The 21,158-nt window shown below is 38.7% G+C and carries 16 protein-coding genes, 1 pseudogene and 2 other annotated features; of the genes and pseudogenes, 3 read left to right on the forward strand and 14 right to left on the reverse strand.

The genetic code is table 11. The annotated features are described in order from the left end of the window. Positions 1 to 58: 58 nt before the first annotated feature. The 8 genes from MUB24_RS11160 to MUB24_RS11195 all read right to left on the reverse strand — a co-directional run bounded on the left by MUB24_RS11160 (position 59) and on the right by MUB24_RS11195 (position 10,056). Entirely contained in the window at positions 59 to 439 is a 381-nt protein-coding gene (locus MUB24_RS11160; protein ID WP_244704004.1) for a hypothetical protein, read from the reverse strand. 148 nt (positions 440 to 587) lie between these two features. Further along, positions 588 to 965, reverse strand: coding sequence for a hypothetical protein (locus MUB24_RS11165; protein ID WP_244704006.1), 378 nt, complete (start codon positions 963 to 965; stop codon positions 588 to 590). A gap of 239 nt (positions 966 to 1,204) precedes the next feature. Beyond that, a complete protein-coding gene (locus MUB24_RS11170; RefSeq protein WP_244704008.1) occupies positions 1,205 to 3,004 on the reverse strand; it encodes a BlaR1 family beta-lactam sensor/signal transducer in 1,800 nt (599 codons plus the stop codon). Next, positions 3,004 to 3,393, reverse strand: coding sequence for a BlaI/MecI/CopY family transcriptional regulator (locus tag MUB24_RS11175; protein ID WP_244704009.1), 390 nt, complete (start codon positions 3,391 to 3,393; stop codon positions 3,004 to 3,006). Before MUB24_RS11175 ends, MUB24_RS11170 begins: the two co-directional genes overlap by 1 nt. An 87-nt stretch (positions 3,394 to 3,480) precedes the next feature. Beyond that, positions 3,481 to 5,523: a penicillin-binding protein PBP4(5) gene (pbp4, locus tag MUB24_RS11180; RefSeq protein WP_244704011.1), complete on the reverse strand. Its 2,043-nt coding sequence runs from the start codon at positions 5,521 to 5,523 to the stop codon at positions 3,481 to 3,483. A 414-nt stretch (positions 5,524 to 5,937) separates the two neighbouring features. Continuing rightward, positions 5,938 to 8,106, reverse strand: coding sequence for an anthranilate synthase component I (locus MUB24_RS11185; RefSeq protein WP_244704013.1), 2,169 nt, complete (start codon positions 8,104 to 8,106; stop codon positions 5,938 to 5,940). A 61-nt stretch (positions 8,107 to 8,167) separates the two neighbouring features. Beyond that, positions 8,168 to 8,402: a binding site (T-box leader), on the reverse strand. 208 nt (positions 8,403 to 8,610) lie between these two features. Then, a complete protein-coding gene (locus MUB24_RS11190) occupies positions 8,611 to 9,303 on the reverse strand; it encodes an AIM24 family protein (RefSeq protein ID WP_244704015.1) in 693 nt (230 codons plus the stop codon). Between the two features lie 201 nt (positions 9,304 to 9,504). Further along, complete coding sequence (locus tag MUB24_RS11195) at positions 9,505 to 10,056, reverse strand: hypothetical protein (RefSeq protein ID WP_244704017.1); 552 nt, start codon at positions 10,054 to 10,056, stop codon at positions 9,505 to 9,507. 490 nt (positions 10,057 to 10,546) lie between these two features. Between MUB24_RS11195 and MUB24_RS11200 the strand changes: the two genes are divergently transcribed. Then, positions 10,547 to 10,708 carry a DUF4177 domain-containing protein gene (locus MUB24_RS11200; RefSeq protein ID WP_244704020.1) on the forward strand — a complete coding sequence of 54 codons (162 nt, stop codon included), beginning with the start codon at positions 10,547 to 10,549 and terminating at the stop codon, positions 10,706 to 10,708. A 531-nt stretch (positions 10,709 to 11,239) separates the two neighbouring features. On the opposite strand, the gene MUB24_RS11205 is transcribed toward MUB24_RS11200, so the two are convergent. Together MUB24_RS11205 and MUB24_RS11210 are read right to left on the reverse strand one after the other, a co-directional pair. Next, positions 11,240 to 14,398, reverse strand: a complete 3,159-nt coding sequence (locus MUB24_RS11205; protein ID WP_244704022.1) for an MMPL family transporter — start codon at positions 14,396 to 14,398, stop codon at positions 11,240 to 11,242. Then, positions 14,395 to 14,844, reverse strand: a complete 450-nt coding sequence (locus MUB24_RS11210; RefSeq protein WP_244704024.1) for a MarR family winged helix-turn-helix transcriptional regulator — start codon at positions 14,842 to 14,844, stop codon at positions 14,395 to 14,397. Before MUB24_RS11210 ends, MUB24_RS11205 begins: the two co-directional genes overlap by 4 nt. Positions 14,845 to 15,070: 226 nt before the next feature. Here MUB24_RS11210 and MUB24_RS11215 point away from each other — a divergent pair, with 226 nt between their 5' ends. Further along, positions 15,071 to 15,745 (forward strand): uracil-DNA glycosylase, encoded by a 675-nt coding sequence (locus tag MUB24_RS11215; protein WP_244704026.1) that lies wholly within the window; start codon positions 15,071 to 15,073, stop codon positions 15,743 to 15,745. A 305-nt stretch (positions 15,746 to 16,050) separates the two neighbouring features. Here the strand turns inward: MUB24_RS11215 and MUB24_RS11220 are convergent, their stop codons facing one another. The 3 genes from MUB24_RS11220 to MUB24_RS11230 all read right to left on the reverse strand — a co-directional run bounded on the left by MUB24_RS11220 (position 16,051) and on the right by MUB24_RS11230 (position 19,280). Continuing rightward, a complete protein-coding gene (locus tag MUB24_RS11220) occupies positions 16,051 to 16,350 on the reverse strand; it encodes an RNHCP domain-containing protein (RefSeq protein ID WP_244704028.1) in 300 nt (99 codons plus the stop codon). Positions 16,351 to 16,441: 91 nt separating this feature from the next. Next, positions 16,442 to 16,617 (reverse strand) — a sequence feature (16S ribosomal RNA rRNA prediction is too short). Positions 16,618 to 16,769: 152 nt separating this feature from the next. After that, entirely contained in the window at positions 16,770 to 18,374 is a 1,605-nt protein-coding gene (locus tag MUB24_RS11225; protein WP_244704030.1) for an amidohydrolase, read from the reverse strand. A gap of 702 nt (positions 18,375 to 19,076) precedes the next feature. Then, positions 19,077 to 19,280: a hypothetical protein gene (locus tag MUB24_RS11230; RefSeq protein ID WP_244704031.1), complete on the reverse strand. Its 204-nt coding sequence runs from the start codon at positions 19,278 to 19,280 to the stop codon at positions 19,077 to 19,079. 220 nt (positions 19,281 to 19,500) lie between these two features. Between MUB24_RS11230 and MUB24_RS11235 the strand changes: the two genes are divergently transcribed. Next, positions 19,501 to 20,148 (forward strand): AGE family epimerase/isomerase, encoded by a 648-nt coding sequence (locus MUB24_RS11235; protein ID WP_280516957.1) that lies wholly within the window; start codon positions 19,501 to 19,503, stop codon positions 20,146 to 20,148. Between the two features lie 3 nt (positions 20,149 to 20,151). Here the strand turns inward: MUB24_RS11235 and MUB24_RS11240 are convergent. Then, positions 20,152 to 21,052: pseudogene (locus tag MUB24_RS11240) on the reverse strand (SDR family oxidoreductase). Positions 21,053 to 21,158: the final 106 nt, after the last annotated feature.

Here is a 21,158-nt window from a genome sequence, read left to right on the forward strand (position 1 = left end):
ATTTATCGATCAAGTCCTGAATTCCGTACGCATCAGTAAGACAACGGTGCTTATAACGCTATAGAACCAATTTTCCAACTTCCACCGATTTTGGGCTCTTTGTCCGCGTTAAAGCGAGTTTGTGAAGTTCTTCCAGCAACCCCATAAGGGACTTAACCCCTTGCTCGATCACATCCAAGATTGAACGCCATTCCTGTCTGTCTTCTACCGTAAAAAAGAAGTCGTTCTTACTAACAAACAAACCAGATAGATCTGGCGTTTGCTTCGTTTTTATGCTAAATTTTGTGTCGGCGAGGATAAAAATCGGGGCGAGATTGGCTCTTGCAAATACTGAGAAGTCAAAAAAGTTAATCGGAAAAACGTTTGGCAATAACATAAATTCGACTGGGATCGGAAAAAAATCGGGCCATCTGTATTGACCTGTGATCGCTAACATCATCCGAAAGTGTTTTCCCTGCAAAGGTATTAAAAAAACTAAATAGCAGACAGGTAAATGAAGATAACACAATATACGAAACCCCTTTTATTTCCTTCACCTCTATTAGTATTTAGCTTTCAAATTTTGATTTTATTGGTTACGATAAGACCTAATTATTTTTTTTATGATGATAAACAGCCATATGTGATGAGCCCGTTAAAACAACAACCATTCCTAAAACAGCGGCAATGAATATAGTTGATTTCGCCGATACAATGACGGAATAAATAGGAATATATAAAATAAACAGAAAAAGAATTGTATAGAAAACGACTGACAGAGCATATTTTTTATCACCTGCAATAAGAATGTACAAGGCAATTGGCACAGCCACAACCAAAAGCAATATGAAATAGCTTAGGTCAAATAATCCATTTGCAAATAAAAAGGATCCTTTTATCCCCTTCATAATTAAAGCGGCTCCATAAATAAGAATGACCGAGCAAATAATACTTCCTACCAGCAAAGCTAACTTTGAAACTTTCATACTATCCCTCCATTGACTAATGGTCTTTAGATACAATCATACACAAACTATATGTAAAAACACTGCTAATTTATGAAAATCCTGTGAATTTCCCATAACAGGAGTATCCAACCTGATCCTTTATTCCACATAATCAACATCATATTGAAATACTCACCTAAAAACTACAAGGCAGTTTTTTAGGTGAGTAAAATATCCATAAAGGAAGAAAGATCCTTTGTAGGGTAATAAACATTCAATTAATGCGGAAAAATGTCTTTATCCTGTAAGATATGTTTCGCAATTTCCGCCGCCTTCGTTCCATTCGCTCCTCCGTTATTTTGAATATTAACCGCAAAATAATAATCATGCCCGTCTTTTTCCACGAAACCAATAAACCAGCCATTCACGTCTTGGCCATTTATTGTACCCGTACCGGTTTTTCCAAATAATTGTCCATGCTCATGCTTTTCAATCGAGAGTGCTTGCTTAACGGCTTGAATATTTTCCTCTTTAAAGGCAAATCTATTTTCTTTTAATGCAAGTAATAATTCCACCTGTTCAATGGGTGAAATTTTTAGTGAGGATTCCATCCAGTACTGATCGATCGGACCCGAAAGATTTTCGTTCCCATATTTTATTTTGTGAAAGTAATATTGTAACTGTTTTTTTCCAACTGCCTGATCAACGTTTTGGAAATACCAATTCACTGAACTTGCCAGTGCCGTATTTAAATTGTGATTTTTATTCCATTCTTTATAAGGATGAACATTTCCATCCCAAACCTGTTCATTGTTATTCGTAGAGATCACATTAGATTCCAAGGCAAATAAGGCAGAATAAATTTTATATGTGCTATTAGGAGAAACTCTTTGTTCACTCTTTTCACGATTATAAATTTGATATTGTTTTTCAGAGGCATCATATAAAACAAAACTACCTGTATATCCAGCAAAATAGTCACTTAAATCTTCATATATCATATTTCCCCCAGAAAATTTATACACATCATCTGAGCCGGCTGCAACATAGGTGAGGGGAGAAAGGCATAATACAAAAATTGCTAGAGCAGTACAAATGGCTTTGCTTTTCCATTTTAATAATGGAGAATCCTTGGAGTACTTAGCAATGTTCATAATTCTTTGTTTTATTTGCTTTTTCGTTCCCCCCATCCCTGAGGCAAACTGCCGATAATTCTGATCATATTTTCCATTTGCAAAATGAATGATTGTATACCCGTATTCGACATAACCACGCTCATCTATGAGATCCAGCACAGAGGCATCACAAGCCAATTCTCGGTCTATTTTCATACGTTTCAAGGCATACCAGACAAATGGATTAAACCAATAGATCATTTGAAAGATCCACATGATCTCATTCACAAGCACATCTTTGTTTTTTTGATGGTTTAACTCATGTAAAAAGACATATTTTAATTCATTGAATGAAAATTCCCCTCTTGTCTTTATTGGTAAAAGTATATACGGTTTAAAAATCCCCAGAGTAATAGGAGAGCTAATCAGCGAAGTCTCCCGCAAAAAGATGTCCCTTCTTACACCAACAATCGCTTTACACTCATCTAACAATTCATTAACTTTTTGATCATTTATACACGATGCTGACTTTTTTATCTGCTGGATTTTGTAATGTGAATAAATGATCCATCCAACTAAGATGAGCATTCCAATCACCCAAATGGTCATACCTGTATGGGACACGAAATCTGATGTCGGCTTGTGAACGGATATGGAGAAATCACGTAACAAATCACTGTTCTCCGCATGAGAGAGTACTGATCCATCCATTCTTTCTTCGTTCAGTGAGGTGATTTTATTTCGAGCCACTAAATTTGTCAAATATTCTGGTATGGCTCCAAGTTTGAAAAAGTCCCAGGGAAAAAAGGGGATAATTAGGGCCCCGGGTAGAAAATACCAGATTTGATAATGCATTTTAATCGACATGTGCTTGCTACATACTTTTTTTAGCAAGAGGATCGTTAAAGCAAGCAAAGTCACCAAAAGCGTACTTAGCAAAAATCGCTGTATAAAGGTATCCATTATTTTCCCCCTTTTTTCGTATCCCTCTCCGATAGTATTTCTCTTAGTTCCGCTAGATCTTCCTTCGACAACTGATCATTTTCAATAAAATTTAATACCATGGAATTTAATGCCCCATCAAAAAATTGTTTGAGAAATAATTTACTTTTTTGCTCCACATATTCATGTTCTGGAACAAGTGATGTGTAGATAAACACTCTGCCATCTTTTCTCGTTTGCAAGGCCTTTTTCTTTACCAGGCGTGTCAGCATGGTTTGAATCGTATTCGGTTTCCAATCAATTTTTTCCATCACCTTCTCCACGACTTCTGGAGTAGAAATTGGCTCATATTTCCAAACAATTTTCATTACTTCATATTCTGCTTCCGATATTGGTGGAATCTCTCTCATTACGATCTCCCCTACTCTTACATTTGTAGTATTTATTATATAAAATAAATAGGTAGATGGTCAACTAGAGTTCCTCCGCTTCTAACCTCATCTCCCCAAATTTTGGAAATATGAATATAACTGTTCCATAAATGTTTGATTTAACTGGGTTGCCGAATTCCCCGGTGTATAATTTTCCACAAGTGAAACAACCAAAAAATCGTCATTATCAGTATCGAAAGCTAGTAAAAAACTGTTTTCACTCCCCTGTTCGCCTTGTTTCATTTTTAATTCTGCCGTTCCGGTCTTAGCAGCTAAATGATGCTGCGGATTGTATAAAGAATGGGCCGTTCCATTTGGATCACGAACCACATTAACCAAACTTTCCTCTATTTCATTTGCTGTTGAACTTGTGAATGCTGATTTCGTTTTTCTTTCTTTTTGGTCTTTTAATAATCGCGGATAAACGATATCCCCATCGTTCTGAAAAACAGAATACATCACCGCCTGCTGAATAGGAGTCATTAATAATTCCCCTTGTCCATATGCCGTATCCGCTAGTAAGATGTCTGAATCGAATGAAGCTTGATTCGAAATTTGCGCGGGATTCATGGCGATGGGTAAATCTAATTCTTCGCCAAAAATAAATGGTTTTAAACCATTTCTAAACGTCTTCTCTCCCATTTCTAAGGCTTCCTGTGCAAAATAAATATTATCCGAGTAAATGAAGGCTTGTCTCATATCCACCTTTTTTACATCAGAAACACGGGTAACCGAATAACCTCCCCAACTTTCATCCTTCTGCCAATTTAAGCCATTTATTTCCCTAACCTTATCTGGGCGTGTCACATTCGCATCAAGACCGATGCCTGCGGTAATCGTCTTAAATGTCGATCCAGGTGCGTAACCAACTGCAAATCTAGAAATAAATGGCTTATCCTCATCATTCGCATATTGATTATATTCTTCTTGAGATACACCTTGAACCATTTTATTCGGATCAAATGACGGAGAACTAACTAATGCATAAAGACCCCCGTCTTTAGGGTTCATAACAACCGTTGAACCCGCTTTTCCCTTTAGATGTTCAAATGCCTCCTTTTGGATATAAGCATCAATTGTTAGCTGGATATTTTCCCCATCAACTTTTTCTACCTTTTGTATTTCTTGCTTTTGCTCCCCTTTCTCATCTACAATAATGAGTTCTCCACCATCTTTTCCTCGTAGCTCCTTATCATAGGCTCTTTCTAATCCCATTTTCCCAATCATACCCTCTTGAGGTAGATTTGGATTTTTTTCCAGATCCTCCTTTGTGACTTTCCCGATATAACCGACTAAATTGGCGGCTGCCTCCTTTAAAGGGTAATAGCGAAGTGTAACATTTTGATAGGCAACTCCAGGTAATTCTTTTACTTGGTCTGGTTCAATTACTTTAAGGGGAACAAATAAATCCTCTTTTACCCAGCTTTGCTGCAATTTTTCATTCAACTCATCAATGGGAATATTGAATTGTTCACTAATTTTTTGAAGTCTATTTTCTTTTTTCTTTCCTTGAGCTAATTCCTTCGGGACAATTCCTACCTGTTTAAAATCCTCATTGCTTGCCAATCCATTGCCTAAATGATCGTGAATCTCACCGCGTTCGGCGGGGGAAGTACGGAAAGCAATTTTATCCTTTCCTTCCATTCCCGGAAAAATAAGAGAAGGATCCCATTCGACAAAATAGTCATCATCCTTTTTAATAACCTTTGTTTGATAGTTTACATTTTCTAATTTTCCTAAAGGAGTTGTGAGACTTAATTGAAAAGAGAGCATTTGCTCATCGTGATTTATTTTTTCTACTGTTATTTTAGAGGCGTGTATGTTATCAATAGGGATACCATTAAAAATATGATCATATTTATCTACCACTTCGTCAAAAGTATAACCAAGCGAAGTGTATGATTGCTTATCAAGTACACCATGCAATTTTTCATACTCTTTCTTCTCTAAAATTTGCAGAAAGTTATGTGCCACTTCTTCAACTTGGTGACGATCATCCCCATTTATAAATTGAAATAAGCCAAACCCACCAGCTCCTATTAAAATGATGAACCCGATCACTACATAAGGAATAAATCTTCTCTTTTGTCTCTTCATTTGACGATTCATATATCATTTCATCCTTTTACTTTATCGACTTATTACTACATATGTAGTATTTTCCTCGAAACTACATGTGTAGTAATTGGTCTTATTATAGCATAGATTAAGTAAGGAGCCAACATAATAATTATCCCTGCCCTGTTATAATGAAGTGATCGCTCTCTTCCATATTCCCCAAAAAACAAATATTTACATCTTCATCCCTCTTAAGATATGCTTTGCTTATTCAAACAAAGTCAAGGACATCTCTATCCTTGACATTCAATAACGCTTTCTATAAAAGGGTTCTTTTTTCTTTGTGTAGGTGTGTGGATTGAAATTTTGTTTCTTTTTCCAAGCACAAGCATGATCCGGTATAATGCATCAGTCTTATCTATTCATTGGTCTTCTTCATCTTCTAGTAAAATGGGCATCCCCTTATCACTCTGTCGATATCCGTATGATGTTTTCAATTATTTTCAAGCCAATGTTATTACGAGTGGTTAGGATCGACTCGGGGTGAAATTGTACGGCCGAAATCGGTAACGTCTCATGTTCCAACGCCATAACGATTCCATCCTCTGAGATAGCTGTAACCTTTAAGCATTCTGGTATATTCTTTGCATAGAGAGAGTGGTAACGGCTTGCCTCAAACGGATGCTCAATACCATTCCAAAGTTTACTTGGTGCAGTAACAGATATAATGGATGATTTTCCATGTTGAGGGTACGTTTGATAGTCTAAAGTTCCCCCAAAGTATTCCACAATCCCCTGTAAGCCTAAGCAAACCCCAAATATTGGAATTCCATTCTGTATACACAAGTTTATCGTGTCCTTTAGAGAAAAATCACTAGGGGTTCCTGGTCCCGGAGAAAGGACAACTAAATCAAATTTCTCTGTTTCTTTTAAAATCTTTTTGGCTAAGGCAATTCTAGCCGTAAAAACTTCCGCACCCGTTTGTTTAAAATAGTTCCCTAGCGTGTGGACAAAAGAATCCTCATGGTCCACAATCAGAACTTTTTTCCCTTTTCCTACTACATGACTTGTAGAACTGGAAGATTCTGAATACTGTCTAGCCCCTTTAAGCGCTTGAATTAAGGCCGCTGCTTTCGTAATCGTTTCCTCTTCTTCGTCTTTAGGTATGGAATCAACAAGAAGCGTGGCGCCTACCCTAATTGTAGCCAATCCGTCTTTTATATTCATTGTCCTTAGCGTCAATCCTGTATTCAAGTTACCATCAAACGTCAAGTATCCGACTGCCCCTCCATACCAGCCACGTGGAGAGTCTTCATTTTTTTCTATCCATTTAATCGCATTGCGTTTTGGTGCACCCGTAACAGTAACCGCCCACATATGTGTGATAAAAGCATCTAATGCATCATGCTCTGGCTTCAAATAACCTTCCACATGGTCAACTGTATGAATTAAGTGCGAATACATCTCAAGTTGTCGTCTACCTATTACCTTGACTGAACCTGGAAGACAAATCCTAGATTTGTCATTGCGGTCAACATCCGTACACATCGTTAATTCTGCTTCATCTTTTGCAGAATTTAATAATTCAAGGATACGATCTGCATCCTCCACCGCATTGTTCCCCCGTTTTATTGTTCCCGATATAGGACAGGTCTCTATTCGATCCCCTTCTACCCGTACATACATTTCTGGCGAACAGCCGACAAGATATTCTGTACCTAAGTTGACAATGAATCCATATGGACTTGGATTAATGGACCGCAAATGAGCAAAGATTTCCGAAGGCCGATTGGAACATGTTTCATAAAATGAATGGGAAGGAACGACCTCAAACAAATCCCCTTTGCGGAAAGAATCGATTGCTTTTTCCACTAATTTTGCATATTTACCTTTTTGATAAGGTTTCTTTTCTAGACTGTTGTCATTATGGTTGTAGGGAATAAATGCTCCCTCTCTTGGTAATCCCTTTGTAGAGTGGTGAGATGTGTCAAAGTCATACGATAATGAATAGGCACAACCTCGTTGATGGTCCACAATCGTTAATTCGTCTGGAATATAGAGGACCAAATCAGGTTTCTCTTCATTTCTTTCATGATGTAACTCCATTGCTTCTAAATGAAAAACTAAGTCATAGCCAAAGGCGCCATAAAGACCTAGAAAATGGTCTTGTCCAGAAGCAAAAATATGTTGAATTGCTCTTATTACGGTAAAAATAGATGGTTGGCGAGTCCGTTCTTCCTCCATAAATAATTCATCACTTCTATTCACAACACCTGTCAGCAATGTTGGGCTACTCTCAATGAAGGTGATTTCCTTGATTGTATTTAACTTCTCACATATTTCTTCTAAAAGAATGGTCCCTCTCTGATTTAAGGCATGAATAGTAAATGTATTTGCGTAAGAACGTATTTCTATCACTGGATTAATAAAGCCAATATCCCAGCGCGTATATCGACCTGGATATTCATAGCTACTTGATAAAAGGGCTCCTTTTCGGTGATCGATTTGGTTTAGAATATTATCCATTGCTGTTTTTGGCGGAAGCGGGGTTACACTCCTGGTTACTTGAATCCCTGACTTCGTTGTATATATTTCTTCTTCGGATTGAACTTCAAAATTTGATAAAATACTCAATGGTATTTCCTCCTTTGTAGCGCAAATTTACAATCAAAATAAAAAAAGGCCCCCCATCCTGGTAAAGGACGAGAGACCCGTGGTGCCACCTTCGTTCGTTAAAAAACGCACTTATGTACAGAAACAAAGTGTTCGATACATTTTCTCTTTTATCGGTAAGATTTTCCGCCAAACCTACTTATCATTCAGTTTGGTTACTCAGAAGTCCATTCAACAAAAGTCCCACACTGATTCTCACCGACCATCAGCTCTCTGACGTGTTCTTCCTGTTTACTCCTCTTCTTCATCGCAAAAAATATGAACATGATCGTTTTTCATTTATTTTTTCTATCATATTGTATCGTTTGATAATAGTCAACTATATTTTTTTAAGTTTTTTCCGAAGGACTTGTTTGAGATGACGGTTCAAATCGCTCGTGTCTGCAAACACCACATAGGGAGTGGCTTAAATTCCCCCGGAAGCTTTAAGATTACTGGCTATATGACTTCCACGTAAACATCTCTTTAACTGTTGGAACTCATCTCCACCTCTTCATACGGTTGGACAACGACAAATCCGTCTCCTTCAAATTTCATTTGGATTGATTCGCCACTTCCCCGTCCTAAAAATGTTTTGAACGTAATATCCGTTTGAAATTTCGGCTCTAAATTGCCTGACCAAGCAACCGTGGCATTCGGATCCGTAATGACAGGTTTTCCAGGGGTTACCCTTAGTGTGAGTGGTTCATAATGAGTCGTAATCGCAATCATCCCTGTTCCCTCACATCTGACATTGAATAGGCCGCCAGCCATCATCCCCGCTACACGCTTCATTAATTTGATATCCCACTTGACACTTGGTTCAAAAGCTAGCAAATCATTCCCATTGACAAAAATCTTATCATTTTGCAGATGTAAAATGATGATTTTCTTCCCTGTGTCGGCAAGATACAATTTCCCTCGACCCGTTGCTTTCATTAAGGATGTTCCTTCACCAGTCAACGCCTTTTTGAACGTCTTTCCAAGTCCATGTTCTAAAATTCCTTCTCGCTCAAACTTGATTTTCCCTTCATAAGCCACCATTGAACCTGCTTTTGCCCAGACTTGATCTTCTAAATTCACTTCTAACAGGCGAGGGGTTTCTAATTCAAACAAACCTTCTCCCTTATCCTCCTGTTCCGTTTGCTTCAAAAACTCTTCCATCGAATATTTCGTCAATGCCCACACATCCTTTCGTTACGTGTATATATACGTAGAAAAGCTGTTTTGGTTTCAAAAATAATTACGTTACACCCACCGTCCATCATTCGCCACAACTTCTTTATTCCTTGGGGCCCGATAGTAAATTGGGGATGATCAATGATCCAATTAGAATCATGATACAGTTAAAAATGGTTCCACCCACGATACTCCCTCCCCTTAAATGGCATGTATCATTTTTGGATGTACCTCTGTATAAAAATCTGATAGTTTGCCTTGAAAGATCAATTCGAACCGGGGTGATGCTTGTAAATCATGGGGAGTTATAAGTGATAGAGGCTTATCAAATTTTATGACATTAGACTCCAACAATACCGTGGCAACAAATTGAGAACAGAAAAAGGCATTTCTTCTGTTAAAGGGCTTATTAAGAGCCACGGCAAATAACCCTATTAAATTGTAGCGATAGATCTCTGCCTGAGCCTCAATTCGATGAATATAATGATTCATTTTCTCTATTTGAGCATCTGTAACTGTACAACAGTAAATAGAACATCTTGCTTGTTTAAATAAATCCCCCTGTAGATCTTCCTTTACAAATCCACCCTTAAATGGATTATAGGGATTGATTCTACCAAAGCTGTAAACTTCCAATAAATTTTGATCAAAAGCGATTGAGGCATGATTATAGGGTTTCTTCGTATATAACTTGATCAATCTCGTAAAAATGGTTCCTGTATCTGAAAGGAGAATATAGACCCTTTTCTCCATCTCTGCAAATCCTCCTTCTAGGTAAAAGATGCTGGTTTTCGCTTTTTTGTCTTAATGTGATAAGTTAGTTTTCAATTTAAAATTTATCACATAGTACTATCCATAGCAAGGTACCTCATAGAAATTACAGTAGTTAGATAAAAAGAAGATGGACAAGCCCTTTATTAGACTATGCACATGACTTTCATTCAAAGTATTCCGTCACTTCCAACAACACTGTAGTTTTGTGGAGAGATTAATCTTGTTTTGAAAAGTAAAATACAAGAGAAAAGGTTCATTAAGGTATTAACGGGAGGTGTTAGCTTTTAGTTCTATAGAGGATCATGTTCACCATAAAACACTCTAAGCGCCCACCCGTCTTTGCGTGAGCTCCCTGATATAATAAACTCAAGCTCACTTTTAATGATGCAATCATTTTTAGTTTACCTCATATTAAGAATGATCGTTTCAAGCTATAATTGATCATCTGTAAACAATAGGGGGTTTTTAAGTGAAGCAATTTGAATACAAAGTGGTAGATATTCAGGTTCAATTAAAAGCAGATAATGATTTCAAAACTGCAATGACTGAAAAGTTAAATTTCTTTGGGAAAGAAGGATGGGAATTATCAGGAGTCAATGGAACCATTTTCTACTTTAAAAGACAAATTTAGTAATTCGTAATGGTTGGTTGTATGACGGCATACAATTGTAAATAAGGATAGATGTAAATAGGTATTCTTCTTTTCCATATTAAAAAATGATGTTAACATATTAAAAGATGACGTTGCCGTTTTAAAAAGTGATGTTGCCGTTTTAAAAGAGGATGTTGCCGTTTTAAAAAGTGACGCTTCTTATCTAAAAGAAACTCAGCAAAAACATGATGTGATGCTTGCTAAATTGGTTAAAGGCCAAGATAAACAAAATTTAATTCTAAAATCATTGGCATTAAGATCCATAGAACAAGAAAATGAAATCGATGAATTAAAGTTCATCACGTCAAAAAATTAACTTAGGTTTCTCACCCTATTTTCTCCTGCAAATATAAATAGCTTCGTTACCATTCATCTTGAGCTTAAACTTCTAATCTGAAAAACGTCTGCCATCGTTACCCTTGGAAAAACTGAATTTTCATTCAAACAACGCTTGAATCCTTTGAACCCAAGCGTTGTTTTTCTTTGATTGTCTTCTATTGTAGCATTTTGTTAATCATATTTCTTTTGAAATGGCCACCAATTGGCATTGCCGAATAGGCGAACCATGATCGGAATGAATATAGGTAACATGACAAAAGCATACATGAACAACCCGATCAGAACGACGGTAGCAATTTGCAAGATGGATAGGACGCCAGACGGTAGCATAGCCCCAAATGTTCCTCCCAAAATGACGGCAGCCGAGATGATGACCGTTCCCATATTTTTCATAGCCGTAAGAAGGGCTTCTTTGATACTACCATTCCGATATTCATTAAATCGGTCCATCAAGAAGATACTGTAATCAATTCCAAGGGCCATCAACATGACGAAGGAGAAAAATGGAATCGCCCATGTCAATCCGTCATATCCCAAAATATTCACGAAGATGATTTCCGTAAAGGCCATGGACGTAAAATAAGTTAAGATCAATGAACCTATGAGGTAGAGCGGCATAATGAGGGACCTGAGCATAATAATTAACATGATAAAGATTCCAGCAATCATAAGGAAAACCGTTCTGGAGTAATCTTCATCTGAAACATTTTGCAAGTCATTGTTCGTACTACTGATACCTGCTAATAATGGTTCACTATCTTCAAATATCGTTCCTCTTTTGGCCTCATTGGCTTTATCTTTGATTTGATCCACCATTTTAATCGCCTTTGTTGAATAAGGGTTGTCATCCAACACAACATCAAATTTGGCAATCGTTTTATCATCTGAAAGGTAAGGCTTTGTTCCTTCGATGAATGCCTCATTATCAAGTGCTTCTTGTGGAATCATGACAACAGGATTATTCTCATCCATATTAAAATCTCCGAGATAAGATTGAATTTCCGTTAATCCATCCTTCACTTGACCGAGGCCGTCTGCCCCTTCTGTTAATCCACTCGATAATTCACCAAGCAGATCTTGCATGTCGGAAAAAGCTGTTTTCAGCTCTCTTTGTCCACCGTAAATTTCGGCCAATCCATTTTGAAGATTAGGAAGGTTATTCACAACCTGCCCTTGACCATTTGCTGCCTGATTTAAACCAGATTGCAATTCATTTATACCATCAATAAGCTTCCCGATTCCAGCGGATAACTGTTTTTGTCCTTCAATCGTTTGGCTAAGGCCCTTATTCAGCTCATTCAATGGACCGAGGACTTGTTCCTGGAGTTGCGCCTGAGCACCGCCAAGTTTGCCTAAGGCGGCTTGAATTTGTTCAATACCCTGTAACGCTCCATCTATTTGTCCAATCGCTGTTTGGTAGGCGGTCATATAGTCAGGATCTTGTTCTAGTTCAGGATTCGACTCCAATGCCTTTTGATGGACAACTTCCATATTTCCTTTTGCGCCTTGTAACGCTCCAGATAATTTCTTTATATCTTCCCCATTAATGGATTCACCGCCACCAAAGCCCTTTAACCCTTCTGCGATCGCTTTATAACCCTTTAGTAATTCTTGGTTCCCGTTGATGGATTGGTCTAAATTATCTTTAATGGTTTGTAGATTTTTCTTTATTTCATTTGCCCCAGAAGAACCCGATTGAATTCCTTTTTGAATCTCGGTTAACGCCTTACTTATATCCCCGATGCCGTTTTTTGATTTGTTCGTTCCTTCCATAAGTTGATCGACACCAGATTTTGCTTCATTCAATTGAGGGGTTGCCTTCTCCATCTCAGATGCGGCTTCACGTAGCCCATTCTCCACTTCACCAATACCATCTGAACTTTTGCCAATTCCATCCGCAAGCTGGCCGGTCATATTATCCACTAAAAAGTCTGAGATAACTTCTCCAGCAGGTCTTGTTGCGCTGCGAACTTCTTTTACTCCATCCATCTTAGCCAATTCTTGAGAAATGGTTTCAATGTCTTGATAATCTACTGGCTGTTCAATCGATTTATTCGATTGGATGACAACCGTTGTCGGCATCGTTTGTCCTGGTCCAAAACTATCAGCAATCATATTAAACCCTTTTACGGATGCATAGTTATCCCCAATTTCCTCCAAAGAGTTATAAGATTTGTCACCGTCATATACAAGTAAAGCCGGGACCGTAATCACAAGAATGATAAGTAAAGCGATGACCGGTCTCCCCCATGCAAAAGCGCCAGCCGTACCCCAAATCTTACTTTCTTTATGTTCTACATTTTTATGAAAGGGCCAAAAAAGCTTTTTCCCCAATACGACAAGGAAAAACGGCACAAGTGTAGCGATCGCAATCAGTACGGTAGCCACTCCCACTGCAACAGCCACGGCTGATTGATAAAGGGAGAAGGTAGATAATCCAATCGTCGAGAAGCCTATCAACACAGCTAAACCAGCAAAGAAGATTGTCTTTCCACCTGATTTATAGGTCGTGATGACGGCATCTTCTAATGAATCATGTCTAGCAATCTCTTCCTTAAATCGGCTGATTAATAGAATACAATAATCTGTTCCAATCCCAAACATAACGGCGACCATAAACATCTGCGTAAATGTCGATAACGGAAAGTTCACTTTATCGGCAAGGATAGCAACGACACCTTGGGCAGCCAAATAACTAATTCCCACTGTTATCAAAGGGATGAACGGTGCAATCACCGACCGAAAAACAGCAAATAAAATAATTAAAATTAACCCGACTGTAATAAGTTCCGTCTTCTTCAAGCCCTCTTCAGAATTTACAATAATATCTTGGTTAATATATTCTTCCCCAGTTAAATAATGGTCAATTTGTACATCTGAAAGTGCCTCATTCATTTTCTCTCTTGATTCATCGATTTCCTGATTTTCTAAAGAAAGCGAAAAAGGGACAAGTATGGTTTTCCCATCCTCGGAAACGGTTTGCTCTTCGATTGCCGGGTCATCCGAAAAAGCCAATATATCAGAAATTCCTAAGCTCTCTTTTTGATCTTCAAGGAGATCGATTGCCTTTTTCACTTCCTCTTTTCCAGCATCATCAAAACCAGCATCATCATGAAAGACGACCACGGCGCTTGTTTGGCTGCCATTATTATCCTTAGACATTTGATTCAATAACTGTTGGGCTTCTTGTGATTGTGAATCTTCTGGTGCAGCGATTTGCCCCTTCTCCCGGACGAGATCTTGTAAATTAGGTGCCAAGAAGAATAGGCCCACGGCCACTGCGATCCAGGCCACTGCAATCCACCATCTGAAACGGATAATATGTTTCATGAATATCTCCCTTCTACTCTTTCCTCCATTAGTTTTGCTAATTCTTCCAATAAACCAATAAATTTCTGAATATCTTCTATATTGAAATGCGCTAGTTGTTTGTAAATCTCTGGGTACAATTTGGTTTCCGATAATTCGACAAGTTCCTTGCCTGTCTGCGTCAAGTTTAAATAGACAATTCTCCGATCCTTCTCATCCCGTTTTCGCTCAATGAATCCCTTATCATAAAGTTTATTGATCTGCGCGGTGACAGCACTCTTTCCAATACCGAATTTTTGGGCAATTTCTGTACTCGTACATCGTCCATTGTTGCGAATATATTGTAATGTGGAGAATTGATCGGTTGTAATTTCTGGATCGATCTTCTCTTTTAATATCTGATTGACGCCACGATAAACAGAATTCATGGCCGCTTGGTAACGATCAACCAATTCTTTTAGCTCCATATTCCACACCACCTCCCGAGATATAAGTTCATCTAGTGAATAGTTCTATCGGTGAACTATTATAGAATAACAGGTTATGAATCGAATCACAATAAAATGCCTATTTGTCAATAAACGGACAAATTTTGGGCAATGAGGACTGTCCCCTTTAATCAAGCCCCTCCTTATGATATGCTTTGCTTATTCAGTCAGATTAGAAGACAAATAGCTTGTTAGGAAGGGTATTATGAGTAAACAAATTTTAAAAAATGATTGGGCAACAAGAATCGGAGAGGAATTTAATAAATCCTACTATCTCCATTTAAGGAAGTTTCTCAAACGGGAGTATGCTACCCATATCATTTATCCTCATATGAATGATATTTTCAATGCACTGCATTATACTTCTTTTGAACAGGTAAAAGTGGTGATATTGGGACAGGATCCCTATCATGGACCAAATCAGGCCCACGGCCTTAGTTTTTCTGTGCAGCCTGAGGTCAAACAGCCCCCATCTTTGAAAAATATTTTTATCGAATTGGAAAATGACCTCGGTTACCCACCACCCGACCATGGCTATTTAGTAAGCTGGGCAAAGCAAGGGGTGCTATTATTAAACACAGTTTTAACCGTGCGCCAAGGACAAGCACACTCTCACCGGGGAAAAGGTTGGGAAATATTTACGGACCGTGTCATTGAAGTATTGAATGAAAAAGAGACACCGGTTGTCTATATATTGTGGGGAAGTGCCGCCCAAAGCAAGCAGGCGCTTATTGATACATCCAAGCATTTTATTATTAAGTCCCCCCATCCGAGCCCATTATCTGCTTACCGTGGCTTTTTCGGGAGCAAGCCCTTTTCAAAAACAAATGAAATTTTAAAAAAGACAGGACAGCAAGAAATCAATTGGCGTATAGAATGATAGTATAAAATAGGCTCTGATCTTCATTAAAACGATCTATTAACAATTGTCGGGGCCTGTCCCCCGCCACGTTAATCATTTAAATTTAACGTAACGGGAGACAGGCCCTAGTTTGTTAATTCGGGATAAATATTTGATTCAGGTCTAATTCGAATTCAGTTAAACAGGGAAATCCCTTTAATTTAAGCGAGGAACAGTAAGGTAACTCTTTCCATTCTCTACTCTTAAAATAAAAGGACACATAAGGTTAAAAAAGAATCCTTATGCGCCTTCAATATAATAGAGCACAGTAATAACTTGACCATTTAGATTAGGGATTGCATAAATTCAATCAAGCAATCTTCCTGCACCGTGTCGACGGCCATTTTATTTCGACTGATTTTTCCACATTTTTTACAACGTTGAATAATTTGGTAGCCTTTTTTACCAGAATAATCGATCCCAATCGGCTTCATCAGCCCACCACAGTGACTTGTTCGATCACCTAGAGTATTGTCTAGATGCTTTGAATACAAACAATACGGGCAATGATTTCGGAAGCTACCATTCGTCAAAGGTGCTACTTGGGAACCGCAGTGTTCACATTGAAAATCCAGTGTTTTCACTTTGTCTGCTCAATTGTCATTCCTCCAAGATGATATTCATCATTGGAGAAAGGGTTCCGTTTTGTTTTTACTACAAAGGTAGCCTCAGGCTTTTGGGGAGAATGAACCGATTCACCGCCAAGCTTTACTTCGCGATTACTTCTAGTTCCTGCTTCACATAAACATATTTCATCTTATGATCCGGACCTCGATTGACTTTGTCAATTTGTATCAACCACTGTAAGACAGATATTACTCCATCTTCCACTAGTAGGTGTTCTTCCCCAATCACTGACTTTGGCATTCGTCCCCTAATAGACAATGAGAGCCATAACGCTTATTTTCAATCATTTTTCACTCCTATTTTACTGTGCCTGAAAATAATTATAACAAATTCTTTAAAGCCATTGACAAATAACTTCTGTATTATGCCAATAGATTTATAGCAGATTTTTAATCATACCGGCACGGCTGTCAAATACTGTACGTCCTGCCACAACAGTTTTCACTGCTTGAGCAGCAAGCATATCTTCAGAGGTTCCTGCAAATAAATCTCTGTCAAATATCGAAAAGTCGGCTACATAACCTGGTTTGATTAATCCACGCTCATGCTCTTTACAAATAGCTTGTGCACTGCCAATTGTATACATTTGAATCGCTTCAAAGCGAGACAATTTCTGTTCGGGTATATAGCCTCCATGCGCTGCAAATGGTTTTTTTCGTTCTACTGCAGCATATATAGAGACTAGCGGGTTTATCTCCTCTATTGGCGCATCTGTACCAGCCGCGCATATAATACCATGATCCTTTAGTGTTCTCCAAGGATAGGCCAAATTAAGACGATCTTCTCCTAGACGATCTGCCACCCATGGAAAATCAGATGAAACGAATGCGGGTTGAACATCTACAACAATTGGTAAGTTCGCCATTCTTTCCACTAAATCGTCACGTAACACACAGCAGTGAATGAAACGGTCTCGTTTTCCTTTTGGAGCTGGATATTTTTCAACAATATGGAGGACTTGTTCAATAGCCGCATCCCCAATCATATGGACCGCAACAGCTTCCCCATACGTACGAGCTAGTTTGACCAACTCCTCTAATTCCTCATCCGAATGAATGAGCAAGCCTCTATTGTTCCGCTGATCTGCATAAGGTTCTGATAATGCCGCAGTGGAACCACCTAATGCACCATCCGCAAAAATTTTCATCGCTCCTGCTTCAATAAAAGGTTCATCAAATGTGGGATTCGCTTTCATCATTTCTTCAAAAACTACGTTATGACGCAACAGGTGGACGCGGAATTGATGTTTTTTCCCCACGACATGATGAAACGCTGTCAATGGATTTCGAAAATCACCAAAATAATGCATGTCTTCTGTATGCCCGCCTGTCAAACCATAAGATAGCATTTGCTCAATGGCAAGATCCAGTGTTTCTACTAATCTCTCAATATACGCTTCTCCTTCTTTCGGTATTGCTTCTGTCACAGCATTGATGGCTTGGTCATATAATAGGCCATTTAATTTCCTCTGACTATTACGGCCAATGGCACCACCTGCTGGCGGTTCGCTATCCTCGGAAATTCCTCCCGCCGCCAGTGCAGCAGAATTAGCTAATACAACATGGTGACAAACTCTTGTAAGCAGAATCGGTTCTTCGCGAATCTGATCAAGCTCATCCAATGTCGGAATCCGCTTGTCTGCAAAATGATTTTCATTCCATCCTTCTCCAAACAACCATGTACCCTCAGATGTTGTCTTGGATGCTTCTTTTACCATGTCCAACAACTCTTCGGATGAACGGGCTTTTGATAAATCTAGCCGAATGAGCTTTTCTCCCTGAAAAATCATATGAAGATGGCTATCCACAAAACCGGGATACATAACAGCATCCTGCAAATCAATGTGTTCGTCTGCTTGTCCACAAAGCTCTTGATAAGAGCCAGTTGTGAGAATTTTGCCATTCTCAACAAGCACGGCTTCAACCGTTTCATTTTCTTGCTCCATTGTATAAATGGTTCCGCCATACCAAAGTTGTTTCATAATAAATATCCCCTTTTATCTCCGTCTTTTAAATAAAACTTTTGGTCTAAACCTCTGAAATTGGGCAAAAACTCTGAAATCGGGCTTTTAGAAAGGTTCTTAGAGACCAAAATAGGGCGAAATCTCTGAAATTGGTCTTTTAAAAAGGTTCTTAAAGACCAAAATAGGGCAAAACCTCTGAAATTGGGCTTATAAAATGCTTCTTAAAGACCAAAATAGGGCAAAATCTCTGAAATTGGTCTTTTAAAAAGGTTCTTAAAGACCAAAATAGGGCAAAACCTCTGAAATTGGGCTTATAAAATGCTTCTTAAAGACCAAAATAGGGCAAAACCTCTGAAATTGGGCTTATAAAATGCTTCTTAGAGACCAAAATAGGGCAAAACCTCTGAAATTGGGCTTATAAAATGCTTCTTAAAGACCAAAATAGGGCAAAACCTCTGAAATTGGGCTTATAGAAAGCTTCTTAAAGACCAAAATAGGGCAAAACCTCTGAAATTGGGCTTATAAAATGCTTCTTAAAGACCAAAATAGGTTTAAACTCCTTAAATTGGTCTTATAAAGATACTATATTTTACGTGGGAGTGTAAATGAAATTATGATCCTCACTATCATATCATCGATAAATTGATATAGAGTCGTATATTGCTTTTCTTGTTATTGGGGTTAGGGGGACTCTAACTTGGTTGTGATTGCTTCCTAAACTTAGACAAAATAAAAAGAGCGATCATCCATTTTATCTGCGGATGACAGCTCTCCATATTTGTCTTGATATTGCTTTTCGCGTTTAGACTTGCTTCGCCTTGTCCTTAAGTCAGCCAAGGCATAAATCCCCCTATTTTTGGCGGGGTTCCTATATCCTTCTCGGACCATTTTTTCTCTCATTTTTTTGGCTTTGCTTTTCGCCATCATGATCACTCCTAGTGATTGATTTTTCCCATGATTCTTCCGATAGTGCTGCGTTCCAGCTCTACCTTCTCAGTGAATTCTCTTAGACTGAGAACTCACTACGAATATAAATCTTTCTATTCCTCTTGTCAATTACGTAACGGCTCTTGTCATCGCCTAACTTCGTGAAATCCTGTAGAATAAAGAGATTTGGCCATGTACAAACGTTTCTTTTTATTGTTTGCATCTATGCGAAGCAATGATGACGGCTTTTGAGGCAACCGGAAACAAGCGTTATCTTGAGCGAGCGAAACGCATTGCTGAGTCGGTGATGTTTCGGCTTATTCCCCAATCCGGATCTCTCATTTGGGAGCATTATCACGAAGACTGGACCATTGATTGGACCTACAATTATGGGAATACCAAAGATGAGATTCGTCCCTATGGTTTTATTTTTGATCATTCGATTGAATGGAGTAAGCTGTTACTGCTTATGGAACGATTGGAACCTAGTCATTGGCGGGTACCGATGGCAAAATCATTGTTTCAGTCTGCTCTTCACTTAGGAGTAGATCGTATCAATGGAGGAATTTACTATAGCATGGCCCCCAATGGGTGTATTATTGACTCTGACAAATATTACTGGGTCATGGCCGAAGCAATAGGAGCATCGGCCCTGTTTTCCGTCTATGATGATAGCAATCTGTATGTTTATCATCACTTTTTTGCTTATAGTTGGACCTATTTTGTTGATCAACAAAGAGGGGGCTGGTATCAATTGCTGAATAAAACCAATCATCGCTACAGCAATATAAAAAGCCCACCTCCCAAAACAGACTATCATCCGATAACGAATTGCCTGATCGCATTAACTTCTTTATACCCATGACAATTATGAAGCGACAAAACCTCCACCGTTAATATGAATGGTCTGACCCGTTATATAAGAACCATCGCTTGAAGCAAGCAACACATAGACAGGGGCCAGTTCATATGGCTGACCTGCCCGTTTCATTGGTACCTCACTTCCAAACGTTTTGGACCATATCAGGTGAAAAAGTGGCAGGAATAAGTGGCGTCCAAATTGGACCTGGAGCAACAGCGTTGACCCGAATCCCCTGTTCAACTAGATTATTGGCAAGGGCCCGCGTAAAACTGACGATCGCCCCTTTTGTAGTCGTATAATCGATCAAATCCTTTCGGCCAATATAAGCATTAATCGAAGCTGTATTAACGATACTGCTTCCCGCCGTCATATGGGGAAGCGCCGCCTTTGTCATGTAAAAAAAAGGATGCAAATTTGTGTCAAACGTTGTATGCCACTGTTCATCGCTAATATCCAAAAAACGATTTTGAATAAATTGAACGGCTAAATTATTAACGAGGACATCTATTCTGCCGAATGTTTTAAGGGTACAAGAGATCACGTACTTACAATGGTCTTTGCTGCGCAAATCCCCTGGAATTAGAAGGCATCTCCGCCCTAATTGCTCAATGGCCTGCTTCGTTTCTTTAGCATCTGTATGCTCATCAAAATAGGCAAGCACTAAATCTGCTCCTTCTTTCGCAAACGCTACAGCCACAGCTCTGCCAATTCCACTGTCACCTCCGCTTATGATCGCAACCTGATTATTCATTTTTCCGGTTCCAATATAGTTGGGGTTGTCATAAATAGGTCGAGGAATCATTAAATATTCCAATCCCGGTTGTTTTGCCTGCTGCTGAGGTGGGAATGTATGGAGAACCTCTTCACACTTTATTTCTAATCCGTAATAGTAAGGATTTGAATCCATGGTGACACCTCTTCATTTTTACCACTAGTCTATTCACCTAAAAAAATAACGTTCATTTTCACTCCAATCATTTGGTATTCCTATTACTCAGCCATTGGTTTTCCTA

Source organism: Lederbergia sp. NSJ-179, assembly GCF_022867885.1.
Lineage (GTDB): Bacteria > Bacillota > Bacilli > Bacillales > Bacillaceae_C > Lederbergia.

Coding starts and splice junctions, on each gene's coding strand:
- MUB24_RS11160 (WP_244704004.1), bottom strand. CDS start 439: ATGATGTTAGCGATCACAGGTCAATACAGATGGCCCGATTTTTTTCCG.
- MUB24_RS11165 (WP_244704006.1), bottom strand. CDS start 965: ATGAAAGTTTCAAAGTTAGCTTTGCTGGTAGGAAGTATTATTTGCTCG.
- MUB24_RS11170 (WP_244704008.1), bottom strand. CDS start 3,004: ATGGATACCTTTATACAGCGATTTTTGCTAAGTACGCTTTTGGTGACT.
- MUB24_RS11175 (WP_244704009.1), bottom strand. CDS start 3,393: ATGAGAGAGATTCCACCAATATCGGAAGCAGAATATGAAGTAATGAAA.
- pbp4 (WP_244704011.1), bottom strand. CDS start 5,523: ATGAATCGTCAAATGAAGAGACAAAAGAGAAGATTTATTCCTTATGTA.
- MUB24_RS11195 (WP_244704017.1), bottom strand. CDS start 10,056: ATGGAGAAAAGGGTCTATATTCTCCTTTCAGATACAGGAACCATTTTT.
- MUB24_RS11205 (WP_244704022.1), bottom strand. CDS start 14,398: ATGAAACATATTATCCGTTTCAGATGGTGGATTGCAGTGGCCTGGATC.
- MUB24_RS11210 (WP_244704024.1), bottom strand. CDS start 14,844: ATGGAGCTAAAAGAATTGGTTGATCGTTACCAAGCGGCCATGAATTCT.
- MUB24_RS11215 (WP_244704026.1), top strand. CDS start 15,071: ATGAGTAAACAAATTTTAAAAAATGATTGGGCAACAAGAATCGGAGAG.
- MUB24_RS11225 (WP_244704030.1), bottom strand. CDS start 18,374: ATGAAACAACTTTGGTATGGCGGAACCATTTATACAATGGAGCAAGAA.
- MUB24_RS11230 (WP_244704031.1), bottom strand. CDS start 19,280: ATGGCGAAAAGCAAAGCCAAAAAAATGAGAGAAAAAATGGTCCGAGAA.